This is a genomic window from Micromonospora sp. ATA51, from assembly GCF_016802855.1.
In the GTDB taxonomy this organism is placed as follows: domain Bacteria; phylum Actinomycetota; class Actinomycetes; order Mycobacteriales; family Micromonosporaceae; genus Micromonospora; species Micromonospora sicca.
This window is the reverse complement of sequence record NZ_JAEVHJ010000229.1, coordinates 1-10909: the sequence shown is the minus strand read 5'-3', so window position 1 is coordinate 10909 and position 10909 is coordinate 1. Positions and strand designations below refer to the sequence as shown.

Annotated in this window: 11 protein-coding genes and 3 pseudogenes; 8 read left to right on the top strand and 6 right to left on the bottom strand. The window is 73.6% G+C overall.

The window, feature by feature from the left end; translation table 11 throughout:
• Together JNW87_RS27275 and pheA are read left to right on the top strand one after the other, a co-directional pair.
• Positions 1 to 356 (top strand): annotated as a pseudogene (locus JNW87_RS27275) (hypothetical protein); the annotation flags it as partial.
• Positions 357 to 366: 10 nt separating this feature from the next.
• Positions 367 to 1322, top strand: a pseudogene (pheA, locus tag JNW87_RS27270) (prephenate dehydratase).
• A gap of 42 nt (positions 1323 to 1364) precedes the next feature.
• On the opposite strand, the gene JNW87_RS27265 reads toward pheA, so the two are convergent.
• From JNW87_RS27265 to JNW87_RS41720, 4 genes are all read right to left on the bottom strand, one after another.
• On the bottom strand, positions 1365 to 2087 hold the full coding sequence (locus tag JNW87_RS27265; RefSeq protein ID WP_238454665.1) for an AIM24 family protein: 723 nt from the start codon (positions 2085 to 2087) through the stop codon (positions 1365 to 1367).
• A 94-nt stretch (positions 2088 to 2181) separates the two neighbouring features.
• Positions 2182 to 2526 (bottom strand): metallopeptidase family protein, encoded by a 345-nt coding sequence (locus JNW87_RS27260; protein ID WP_201749494.1) that lies wholly within the window; start codon positions 2524 to 2526, stop codon positions 2182 to 2184.
• 159 nt (positions 2527 to 2685) lie between these two features.
• A complete protein-coding gene (locus tag JNW87_RS27255; RefSeq protein WP_238454664.1) occupies positions 2686 to 3117 on the bottom strand; it encodes an OsmC family protein in 432 nt (143 codons plus the stop codon).
• 62 nt (positions 3118 to 3179) lie between these two features.
• On the bottom strand, positions 3180 to 3548 hold the full coding sequence (locus tag JNW87_RS41720) for a zinc ribbon domain-containing protein (protein WP_375373548.1): 369 nt from the start codon (positions 3546 to 3548) through the stop codon (positions 3180 to 3182).
• Positions 3549 to 3835: 287 nt separating this feature from the next.
• Between JNW87_RS41720 and JNW87_RS27250 the strand changes: the two genes are divergently transcribed.
• The 3 genes from JNW87_RS27250 (at position 3836) to JNW87_RS27240 (ending at position 6391) form a co-directional block, all read left to right on the top strand.
• On the top strand, positions 3836 to 4567 hold the full coding sequence (locus JNW87_RS27250) for a hypothetical protein (RefSeq protein WP_238454663.1): 732 nt from the start codon (positions 3836 to 3838) through the stop codon (positions 4565 to 4567).
• 190 nt (positions 4568 to 4757) lie between these two features.
• Positions 4758 to 5579: an HAD family hydrolase gene (locus JNW87_RS27245; RefSeq protein WP_109800420.1), complete on the top strand. Its 822-nt coding sequence runs from the start codon at positions 4758 to 4760 to the stop codon at positions 5577 to 5579.
• Entirely contained in the window at positions 5579 to 6391 is an 813-nt protein-coding gene (locus JNW87_RS27240) for an HAD family hydrolase (RefSeq protein ID WP_238454662.1), read from the top strand. Before JNW87_RS27245 ends, JNW87_RS27240 begins: the two co-directional genes overlap by 1 nt.
• Positions 6392 to 6430: 39 nt before the next feature.
• On the opposite strand, the gene JNW87_RS27235 is transcribed toward JNW87_RS27240, so the two are convergent.
• Entirely contained in the window at positions 6431 to 7027 is a 597-nt protein-coding gene (locus tag JNW87_RS27235) for a bacterial proteasome activator family protein (protein WP_109800422.1), read from the bottom strand.
• A gap of 84 nt (positions 7028 to 7111) precedes the next feature.
• On the opposite strand from JNW87_RS27235, the pseudogene JNW87_RS27230 reads away from it, so the two are divergent.
• Positions 7112 to 7938: pseudogene (locus JNW87_RS27230) on the top strand (alpha/beta hydrolase family protein).
• A gap of 48 nt (positions 7939 to 7986) precedes the next feature.
• Positions 7987 to 9192 (top strand): ABC transporter substrate-binding protein, encoded by a 1206-nt coding sequence (locus JNW87_RS27225; protein WP_109800424.1) that lies wholly within the window; start codon positions 7987 to 7989, stop codon positions 9190 to 9192.
• Positions 9193 to 9271: 79 nt separating this feature from the next.
• Here the strand turns inward: JNW87_RS27225 and ddaH are convergent, their stop codons facing one another.
• Entirely contained in the window at positions 9272 to 10105 is an 834-nt protein-coding gene (ddaH, locus tag JNW87_RS27220) for a dimethylargininase (RefSeq protein ID WP_368666222.1), read from the bottom strand.
• 59 nt (positions 10106 to 10164) lie between these two features.
• Here ddaH and JNW87_RS27215 point away from each other — a divergent pair, with 59 nt between their 5' ends.
• On the top strand, positions 10165 to 10623 hold the full coding sequence (locus tag JNW87_RS27215; RefSeq protein WP_238454661.1) for an Lrp/AsnC family transcriptional regulator: 459 nt from the start codon (positions 10165 to 10167) through the stop codon (positions 10621 to 10623).
• Positions 10624 to 10909 lie beyond the last annotated feature (286 nt).

The window sequence follows — 10909 nt, the reverse complement described above, 5'->3', positions numbered from 1 at the left end:
CCACCCCGACGGCACCCACCACCCCGACGGCCACCCCCACCAGCACCGACCTGGTCGCCGCGCCCTGCCCGGCCGGCCTGTCCGGCGACCGGGTGATCGCACTGCTGCGCGGTACGGCCCGGGTGCTGCCCCGGGACGTCCGGGTCCGGGTCCGGACCGGGCCGCTCTGCGCCGGGGACTGGCAGTACACCGTGCTCGACGTGACCGGGCACGAGGAGCTGCAGGTGGTCACCCGGGGCCGGCCGGGGGCGCTGGAGCTGGTCACCGCCGGGACGGACGTCTGCGGGGCGCAGGTACGCGCCGCCGGGCCGCCCGGCATCCGGACGTTGGCCTGCGACGGCACCCCGGGTGCGTAGGCTGGTCGCCATGCCCGGAACACCGCCGACCCGCTACGTCTACCTGGGGCCCGAGGGCACCTTCGCCGAGCAGGCGCTGCGTACCGTGCCCGCCGCCGAGCGGGGCAGCCGTACGCCGGCCCGCAGCGTGGGCGAGGCGCTGGACAGCGTACGGGCCGGGGACGCCGACGCCGCCCTGGTGCCGCTGGAGAACTCGATCGGCGGCGCGGTCGGGGTGACCCTCGACGAGATGGCCGAGGGCGAGCCGCTGGTGATCACCCGCGAGGTGATCCTGCCGGTGGAGTTCGTGCTCGCCGCCCGTCCGGGGGCCAGCCTCGCCGAGGTGCGCAGCGTGGCGGCCCACCCGCAGGCGTCCACCCAGTGCCGGAACTGGCTCCGCGACCACCTGCCCGACGCCACCGTGGTCGACGTGCTCTCCAACGGCGCCGCCGCGGCCGGTGCGGCGGCCGGCGAGCACGACGCGGCGATCTGCGCCCCGATCGGGGCGTCCCGGCACCGGCTCACCGTGCTCGCCGACAAGATCGCCGACCACCCGGACGCGGTGACCCGGTTCGCCCTGGTCTCCCGGCCCGGCCGCCCCCGCCGCCCACCGGGGACGACGTCACCTCGCTGGCCGTCTACATCGCCCACGACCGGGTGGGCGCCCTGCTGTCCGTGCTGACGGAACTGGCCGTCCGGGGGATCAACCTGACCCGGATCGAGTCCCGCCCGACCGGCGAGGCGCTCGGCCGGTACGTCTTCTTCCTCGACTGCACCGGCCACGTCGCCGACGTCCGCCTCGGCGAGGCGTTGCAGGGGCTGCGCCGGGTCTGCGCCGACGTGCGCTTCCTCGGGTCGTACCCCCGGCACCGCTGGAGCGAGGCGGCGGCCGAACGGCCGGTCCCCGCACCGGCGGGCCTCTCCGACGCCGACTACGCCGACGCGGCGGCCTGGCTGGCCCGGCTGCGCGCCGGCGAGCTGAGCTGACGGTCGCGGGACGCCCGGTCGGGCGCCCCGCGGACCGGACGGTCACTGCAGCAGGCCGCCGAGCAGACCGCCCTGCTGCTGCTGGGCGCCGCTGCCCGGCACCGGCGGCTCCTCGGAGGGCTGCACCACCACGAAGCCCTGGCCGGCGAAGCTCATGGTGAACGCCTCACCGGTGCTGCGGCCGAGCAGCGCGCCCAGGCCGAGCTGCTCGGCGCGGTGGTAGCCGGTCTGGAGGTTGGCCGACCAGCAGACCGCCGCCTGCGGGTCGACGTAGGTCGGCTGGTCGACGTTGAGCACCACCGGGGTGCCCTTGGTGGTGACCGCGATCCGGCCGTGGCCGGTGAAGACGCAGTTGAACAGGCCGGACGAGGACGCCATGCCGGCGCCGCCGACCATCTTGATGTCGTACTGCAGGGTGGAGTCGAAGGCGAGCACGCTGGAGCCGTTGATCGACAGGGCGTCACCGGGCTCCAGGTCGATGATGTGCACGTCCTTGGCCAGTTCCGCGAGGAAGACGTCACCCCGGCCGGAGAGCTTCATCAGCGGGACGCCCTCGCCGGTCAGCCGCTGCTTGATGAACTTGCCGATGCCGCCGGAGCCGAGCGCCTGGAACTGCACCTGCCCCTGGTACGCGACCATGGACCCGACCCGGGCCATCGCCTCGCCGTTCAGCTCGATCTTCAGCATCTTGGAGTTCTGCAGCCGCATGCCCGGCTGCTGGGACTCCTTCTCAAGGTTCTCCGCAGAGAACAGCGCGCTGCGCATGGGTTTCCTCCTGCATCGGGGTGTGCCTCTCCCGCAGGCTAGGGGACCCGCGCAACGGCGGGCGTCGGCCGAGCGGGGCGGAGCGGCGGGCCGGTCAGCCCCAGCCGAGCGCGTGCAGCCGGGCGTCGTCGATGCCGAAGTGGTGGGCGATCTCGTGCACGACGGTCACCGCCACCTCGTCGACGACGTCCTCCTCGGTGTCGCAGATCCGCAGGATCGGGCGCCGGTAGATGAGGATGCGGTCCGGGAGGACGCCCGAGTAGTCCCAGCCCCGGGCGGTCAGCGCGTGCCCCTCGTAGAGGCCGAGCAGGTCCTCGCCCGGCGGCGGGTCGTCCTCGACCAGGATCACCACGTTGCTCATCAGCCCGAGCAGCTCCTCGGGCACCTCGTCGAGGGCCTCGCCCACCAGCTCCTCGAACCGCTCACGGCTCATCTCCACCGGCACGCCCCCATCCTCCCCGACCGGGGCGCGTTCCCACCCATCAAGATCACTACCGAATCACGAAGGAGTGCCCATCGGCGTACGGATGGGCACTCTTCCGGGAGAGCACGCCCACCGCCGGCGCGGTCGAGGCGCCGGCGGCAGGGGCGGGATTGGTCAGGCGGCGAGGCGGGCGGTGAGGCTGATCTGCGCGCCCGGGGAGAGCAGCCGCGAGATCGGGCAGTTCTCCTTGGCGGCCTCGGCCAGCTTGGTGAACTGGGCCTCGTCCATGCCGGGGACCTGGCCGACCGTCTCCAGGTCGATCCGCGTCACGGACATGCCCGCGTCGGTCTTGTCGAAGTGGACCTTGGCGGTGGTGTCCACCGCGATGTCGGTCGCGCCCGCGTCGGCGAGCTGCTTGGAGAGGGCCATCGAGAAGCAGGCGGAGTGCGCGGCGCCGATCAGCTCCTCGGGGTTGGTCCCCTCGCCCTCCTCGAAACGCGACTTGAACGAGTAGTTCCCGGTGAGCCCGCCCTTGCCGGTGCGGACGGTGCCGGCCCCGTCGGTGAGATTGCCCTGCCAACGTGCGGATGCGGTACGGATAGGCATGCCCCGACGCTAGTGCGGTGTCCACCAACGTTCAACGTGTTCCTGTTGGTTGTCATGGATCCTCACCTTTGGGGTGAGCGACTCCCCACCGGTGGGTGGGGCGGGCCTCCGCGGGCCAACTGATCCTCGCGCCGCCCGGGGTGGGCGGCGGGGGTCACGTCGGGACCGGCCGGCACCGGGCAGGTGCCGACCGGCTCGACGGTGCGTGACCACCTCCGGCAGCACAACCACTGCCGGGTGGTGGATCCGCCGCCCGGCGTGCGGGTGGCGATGCTGGCCGCCGCGACTAGGTCGCGGTGCCCGGAGAATCCGCAGTGCGGGCAGGACAACGTCCTGCCCCGGGGTTTCGGCACCCGCCGGTGGCAGGCGGGGCAGGTCGACCAGCGGCGCGTCGTGGCGGCGCCGCCGCCACGCGTTGACCTCCAACACACACGCCCACACGTCACCAGCCGAGCGCAGCAGCCCCAAGCACCGCCGCCGCTGCCCGGGCGTCAACCGCAGCGCGACACGCGCCGTGCGGTGAACCACCCGTAAGGCGGCAGGATCCCGACGACGAGGCACGGAACGAGTCAACACCACCCGTACGACGCTTCGGATGGTGGTGCGGCACGAGCTGGTTTGCGGGACTCGTCGGCGGATCCGTAGGACTTGCGGTACCCGTCGCCCGGTGCCGGCTGTGTCATGATTCGGCGCAGGCCCACGCGCGGAAGGGTGGCCGATGTCTCAGGATCTCCCCATCCCCAGGCAGGACAACCGGTCCGACGGGACGACCGTCGTGGAGTGGGGCGACGGGGAACCCGAACCGTCCGGCCGGGTCGGACGCTCGCTGGCCGGGCTGGGACGGGACCACCGGCTGCCGCTGGTGCTGGCCGGGCTCGGCGCGGTCGCCGCGGTCGCCTCGCTGATCGGTGAGTGGCTGGTGATGACGGTGCCGAACGGCGGCCCGGAGGGGAACACCTCGATCCGGGTCCCGGGCGGGGTGGCCGACGTCGGCGGCCTCGGGGTCGGCTACCTGGTCGGCCTGCTCGGTCTCGCCGGCGCGGTGGCGCTGGCCCTGCGCGGCACCCCCGCGGTCCGGCCCAACGCCCGGGTGGCCGGTCTCGGCCTCGCGGCGGCGGTGCTCGCCGTGCTCGTCGCCAGCGCGTTCTCCCTCGACGACTCGGGCCAGCGGACGCTCTTCTACCCCCCCGAGGCGGGGCTCCAGGTCGACTACGGCCGCGGTCTGGTGACCGCGTTCCTGGCCACCGTCCTGCTCGCGGCCGCGCTCCAGCTGTCCGGCCGGACCGCGCCCGCGCCGGCCACCGCCGAACCCGGGGCGGAGCCGGAACCCGGGCCGCGCGGCCGGGGTCGCCGCCGGGAGCAGGCGCGGACGGACGACCTGCCGCCGGCACCGGCCGACCTGACGGTCCAGCCCACCGTGCCGTTCGCCCGCCCTGAGCCGCCGGCCTGAGCCCTGCAAGCCGCCCGCCTCAGCGAAGCTCCGGAACGTCACCGGACGGTCGCCGCGGGTTGGTGCCCGATTCGCCGGGAAGCCGTGGTTGCGACCTGATCCGCGAGGTACGGTTGCTGCCCGCCGGTCGTGGGCCGAGGCACCGACGACCACAACGGCTGGCGCGACGGCGGCGGGCGAAGGAGGAACGATGACCCGCCCGGGCCTGCCCAAGCTGATCGCCACCGACCTCGACGGGACGCTCGTCCGCAGCGACGACACCGTCTCCGCGTACACCCACGAGGTGCTCGACCGGGTGCGGGCCGCCGGGATCCCGGTGGTCGGCGCGACCGGCCGCGGACCGCGCCTGACCGAGCTCACCCGCAACGACATCCGCGCCGCCGACTTCCTGGTGATGGCCGGCGGGGGACGGGTGGTCGACCAGAGCGACCCCAGCGGTCCGGTGGTGCTGCGCGACGAACGCCTCCCCGGCGAGGTGCTCGCCCGGCTCCTGGCCGACCTGGAGGCGGCGGTCGGCCCGCTCACCGTCATGGTCGAGGCCTCCGACGAGCACGAGGCCCCGCTCTGGGGCGACTACCACCCGAGCTGGCCCTACCCGGACCGGTTCGAGGCGCGCAGCCGCGCGGAGTGTCTCTCCACCGACGTGATCAAGGCGTTCGCCCGGACCGCCGACCACCACGTCGACGAGCTGCTGGCCACGGCCCGCCGGATCGTCCCGGCGGAGACGGCCACGCTCACCCAGGCCGGGCTCGGCTTCATCGAGATCTGCCCGCCCGGGGTGGACAAGTCCACCGGGCTCAGCGTGGTCGCGCAGACCCTCGGGGTCGACCCGGCCGAGGTGCTGGTCTTCGGCGACATGCCGAACGACCTGCCGATGTTCGCCTGGGCCGGGTGGGCGCGGGTGGCGGTCGCCAACGCCCACCCGGAGGTCCGCGCCGCGGCCGACGAGGTCACCCTGCGCAACGACGACGACGGCGTCGCGGTCTACCTGGACCGACTACTGTCCCGGTGATGGGAGAGGCACCTCGGCTGATCGCCACGGACATCGACGGCACCCTGCTCCGGGACGACCGGACGCTCAGCCCGCACACCGCGGCGGTGCTGGCCCGGATCTCCGCGCAGGGCACGCCGGTCGTGCTGGTCACCGGCCGCCCCATCCGCTGGCTCCAGCTCGTGTACGACCAGCTCGCCGAGCCGCTCCCGGCGATCTGCGCCAACGGCGCGGTGGTCTACGACCCGGTCGCCGACGAGGTGCTGCGGGCCGACCCGCTGGCCCCCGAACTGCTGGCGGAGGTGGCCCGGCGGCTGCGGGCCGAGGTGCCCGAGGTGAGCTTCGCGGTGGAGATCGTGGACAGCCGGCAGATGCGGCACGAGGCGCACTACCCGCTGCGCTGGGACGCCGACCACGACGCCATCCGGGCGGTCGAGTCCCCCGAGGAGCTGCTCTCCGCCCCGGCGGTCAAGCTGCTGGCCCGGGCCGGTGAGCAGGACCCGGACGCGTTCGTCCAACTGGTGGCGGGGGCGCTGGCGGGGCTGGCCGAGGCGACCCACTCGTCGTACAGCGGGCTGGTGGAGATCTCCGCCGCCGGCGTGACCAAGGCGGCCGGGTTGGCCTGGTACTGCGCCCGGCTCGGCATCGACGAGCGGGACGTGCTGGCCTTCGGCGACATGCCGAACGACGTACCGATGCTGACCTGGGCCGGCCGGGCGGTGGCCGTCGCCAACGCGCACCCCGCCGTCCTGGAGATCGCCGACGAGGTGACGGCGGCGAACTCCGCGGACGGCGTGGCAGCGTACCTGGAGAAGGTCTTCGGGGTGGGCTGAGGGGGCCGGGCGCCCGCGTGTGCGCGCGCCCGGGCCCGGTCAGAGGTACTGGCCGGTGCCGTGCCCCTCGCCGCCCTGCGGCTGGCCCATGCCGGGCATCCCCGGCATGACCCCGCTGGGGCCGCTGGGCAGCGCCTGCCGGCCGGACCGCATCTGCTCGAGCTGCACCCGGGCGGCCATCTGCTGGGCGACCAGGGCCGCCTGGATGCCGTGGAACAGCCCCTCCAGCCAGCCCACCAGCTGGGCGTGCGCGATCCGCAGCTCGCTCTCGCTGGGCGCCTTGTCCTCGGTGAAGGGCAGCGAGATCCGCTCCAGCTCCTCGCGCAGCTCGGGGGCGAGCCCCTCCTTCAGCTCGACGATCGAGCGCTCGTGGATCTCGCGCATCCGGTGCCGGCTGGCGTCGTCGAGCGGCGCCGCCTTCACCTCCTCCAGCAGCTGCTTGATCATGCTGCCGATCCGCATCACCTTGGCCGGCTGCTCGACCAGGCGGGTGGGGTCCTCGCCCTGCCCCTCCTCGGTCTGCATCGTGCCGACCGGCCGGCCGTCGGGACCGACCACCACCACCGTGCCGGGGATCCCGTCGGTGCCCTGCTCGTCGTTCTGTCCACCGGAAGGCGCTTCGGTCATGGGTCCCATCTTTACCCAGGGCCCGCCACCCGCGCGCGGCGGGACCGGGTCCCGGGCCGGAACCACCCGGCCGGGCGCGCTACCGTCCCGGTCATGCCCGCAGACCCGCGCGCCGTGCTGACCCGGCCCGCTCCGGCGCCGGACGCCACGGTCGCCTACGGCGACATCCCGACCAGGTCGCCGACCTGCGCCGGCCCGCCGGAGACGGCCCGGCCCGTCCGCTGGTCGTGGTGGTGCACGGCGGGTTCTGGCGGGCGGAGTACGACCGGAGCCACACCGGCCCGATGGCGGCGGCGCTCGCCGCGCTGGGCCACCCCGTCGCCCAGGTCGAGTACCGGCGCACCGGCCAGCCCGACGGGGGCTGGCCGCACACCCTGACCGACGTGCTGGCCGGGGTGGCAGCGCTGCCCCGGCTGGCCGCCGCCGAGCTGCCGGGCCGGGTGGCTGGCGTACCGCCGATCCTGGTGGGTCACTCGGCCGGCGGTCACCTGGCGCTCTACGTCGCGGCGCACGCGCCGGAGACGGTCGGCGGCGTGCTGGCGCTGGCCCCGGTGGCCGACCTGGCCGAGGCGTACCGCCTCGACCTGGACTCGGGTGCGGTGGCCGCGCTCCTCGGCGGCGGCCCGGCGGACGTGCCCGACCGGTACGCCACGGCCGATCCATCGGCGTTGGTGCCGATCCGAGTACGCAGCGTAGTGATCCACGGCACGCAGGACCGCCAGGTGCCGGTGGCGATCAGCCGCTCCTGGGTCGCCGCGGCCCGGGCCGCCGGGTCTCCCGCCACCCTTGTCGAGCTGCCCGAATGTGAGCATTTCGGCCTGATCGCGCCGGACTCCGCCGCCTGGCCCCGGGTGCTGGACGCGTTGCGGTCGCTGCACGATGATCTTCCGGGCATTGACGCAGCGTCGCCAAGCAGGTAGAACGCCGAAGGGGCGATGAGCCCCTGCAAAGCTTTCGGAAGGAAATCGGTGTCGCAGATGAACCGCAGGCAGGCTCTTCAACTGCTGGCCGCGCTCGGTACCAGCGGACTGGCGGCCGGCTGCGGCTCCGACTCCGAGGACCCGGCCGCCAGCTCCGGCAACCCGATCAAGATCGGCCTCATCGTGCCCGGGACCGGCCCGAACAAGGTGATCGGCGAAGAGATCAGCAACGGCTTCCAGCTCTTCCTCAGCCTCAACAACCATCAGCTCGGTGGGCACCCGGCGACCGTGGTGACCGCCGAGGAGGGTGAGAACGCCAAGAGCGGCCAGGCCGCCGTCGACCGCCTGCTCAAGGAGGGTGTCCTGGCGCTCACCGGCGTGGTCAGCTCCGCCGTCATGCTGGGCATCCGGGACAGCGTCGAGCAGGCGCGGGTGCCGCTGATCGGCTCGAACGCCTCCCCGACCAGCCTGCAGAGCGTCGTCTACATCTGGCGCACCTCGTACGTGCTCGACGAACCCGGCCGGGCGCTCGGCCAGTACCTCCGCGAGACCCTGCCCGCCACCAAGCGGATCACCGTCATCGCCCCCGACAGCCAGAGCAGCCGGGACGTCGTCGACGGCTTCCGGAAGGGCTACGAGGTGAACGGTCGCCGCATCGCCGCCGCGCCGATCCTCACCGCCGACATCGCCAACCCGGGCAAGGGGACGTACGGCGCCGCCATCGGCCAGGCGCTGCACCAGAGCCCCGACGTGATCTTCTGCCACTACGCCGGCCCCGCCGCGGTCCAGTTCGTCAAGCAGCTCTACGACGGGGGGTACCGCGGCCCGATCTACGCCCCCGGCTTCCTCACCGAGGGCACGGTGCTCGGCGAGCTGGAGAGCGAGGACGCCTCGATCGAGAAGTGGGGCATCGAGACGGCGCTCAACTACTCGGCCGATCTCAACAACACGGCCAACCGGGTGTTCGCCTCGGCGTACCGCGACACGTACCGGGCCTCCCCGACCACCTACGCGATGGCCTCGTACGACGCCGCCCAGGTGCTCGACAAGGCGATCCGGCTGGTCCCGGGGAACCCCACCTCGCAGCAGGTCAACCTGGCGCTGGGCAAGATCGGCCAGATCGACAGCCCACGCGGGCCCTGGCAGTTCAACCAGCCGCGCACCCCGCAGCAGAAGTGGTACCTGCGCCGGGTCCAGCGCGACGGCCAGCTGCTCTCCAACGTCGTGATCAACGAGCTGGCCACGCTCGGCTGAGTCGCCTCCCCGTTACGCCGACGGCGCTCCCGGTGGGGAGGCCGGCCCGTTCGGGTGACCGGCGTGTGGTGCGGGACGGTCAGTGGCGCAGCTCGGCGATGCAGCACTTCACGCTGCCGCCGCCCTTCTTCAGCTCGGCCAGCTCGACCGGGACCGGGTGGTAGCCCGCCGCCTTCAGCTTGCCCGCCAGCCGGCTGGCCTCGCTGTTGAGCACGACGTTGAGGCCGTCGCTGACCAGGTTGAGGCCGAAGGTCAGGGCGTCCTCGTCGTCCGCGACGACCGCGTCCGGGAAGAGCTGGGTGAGCACCCTCCGGCTGGCCGCCGAGAAGGCGCCCGGGTAGTAGACGATGTTGGTGTCGTCGATCGACGCGAGCGCCACGTCCAGGTGGTAGAAGCGCGGGTCGACCAGGCGCAGCGAGACCACCGGCCGGCCGAGCGCCTCCTGCGCCTCGGCGTGCGCCGGCAGCTCGGTACGGAAGCCGTGGCCGGCGAGGATCAGGCCGCCGTGCGCCTCCGGCAGGTACGCGAAGTCGCCCTCGCCCTCGTTGGTCTCGCTCGGCGCGATGAACCGCCAGCCCTGCGCCTCGTAGAACGCCCGGTGCGCGGCGGCCTCGGCGGCCCGCTGCTCGTGCTTGAACTGGGCGCCGTAGGCGGTGCCGTCCACCACGAAGGCGCCGTTGGCCGCGTAGACCATGTCGGGCAGCCCGCGCTCGGGGGTGAGCAGGTGCACCTCATGGCCGAGGCCGACGAGCGTCTCCCGCAGGCGGTCCCACTGTTTGACCGCCAGCTCGGCGTCGACCGGCGCGGTCACGTCCATCCACGGGTTGATGGCGTACTCGACCGCGAAGTGCTCGGGCGAGCACATGAGATATGTCCGCTTTCGCGGGACTCGCTGCTGGTTCACGGTCACCAAGAGTAGGTACGGTACAACTTTGGTAACAGCCACAACCATTGCTTCCCAGGGGCGGAACGTTGCAGATAGACGCGGTTGACCAGCGAATCATTGCGTTACTCGTGGCGGATGCCCGCGCGTCGTACGCGGACATCGGCGCCCGGGTGTCACTCTCCGCCCCCGCCGTGAAGCGACGGGTCGACCGACTCCGATCCGCCGGGGTGATCCGGGGCTTCACCGCGGTGGTCGACCCGGCCGCCGTCGGCTGGACGACCGAGGCCTTCGTCGAACTGTTCTGCGCCGGCCGGACCACCCCGGCGCAGATCGGGGCGGCCGCCCGCCGGCACCCCGAGGTGGTCGGCGCGTACACCGTCTCCGGGGAGGCGGACGCGCTGGTGCACCTGCGGGCCGCCGACATCGCCCACCTGGAGGAGGCGTTGGAACGGCTGCGGGCCGAGTCGTTCGTCACCTCCTCCCGGAGCACCATCGTCCTGTCCCGGCTGGTCGAGTCGCCCGGCGTCGGCCCCTCCGGCGGCTGACCGTCCCGCGTCGCGCCGCCCCGCCCTCGCTCGCCCTTCCGCGCCGGCCGCCGAAGGGAAGCCCGGCGCGATCGGGCCGGAACCGGGCGGCGGGGGGCGGCGTCCAAGGGCGCATGAGACCGGTGACCGCCTACGCCACGACCGGAACCCTGCTGGCCCTGAACCTGCTCGCCGGGAGCGCCGTCGCGCCCCGGGCGGCGACCCCCGACCCGACGCCACCCTGAACCTGCTCGCCGGGAGCGCCGTCGCGCCCCGGGCGGCGACCCCCGACCCGACGCCACCCGCG

Excerpts from the sequence above, each read along its gene's own strand:
- JNW87_RS27250 (WP_238454663.1), top strand. The coding sequence starts at position 3,836 with ATGTCTCAGGATCTCCCCATCCCCAGGCAGGACAACCGGTCCGACGGG.
- JNW87_RS27245 (WP_109800420.1), top strand. The coding sequence starts at position 4,758 with ATGACCCGCCCGGGCCTGCCCAAGCTGATCGCCACCGACCTCGACGGG.
- JNW87_RS27255 (WP_238454664.1), bottom strand. The coding sequence starts at position 3,117 with ATGCCTATCCGTACCGCATCCGCACGTTGGCAGGGCAATCTCACCGAC.
- JNW87_RS27235 (WP_109800422.1), bottom strand. The coding sequence starts at position 7,027 with ATGGGACCCATGACCGAAGCGCCTTCCGGTGGACAGAACGACGAGCAG.
- JNW87_RS27265 (WP_238454665.1), bottom strand. The coding sequence starts at position 2,087 with ATGCGCAGCGCGCTGTTCTCTGCGGAGAACCTTGAGAAGGAGTCCCAG.
- JNW87_RS27240 (WP_238454662.1), top strand. The coding sequence starts at position 5,579 with ATGGGAGAGGCACCTCGGCTGATCGCCACGGACATCGACGGCACCCTG.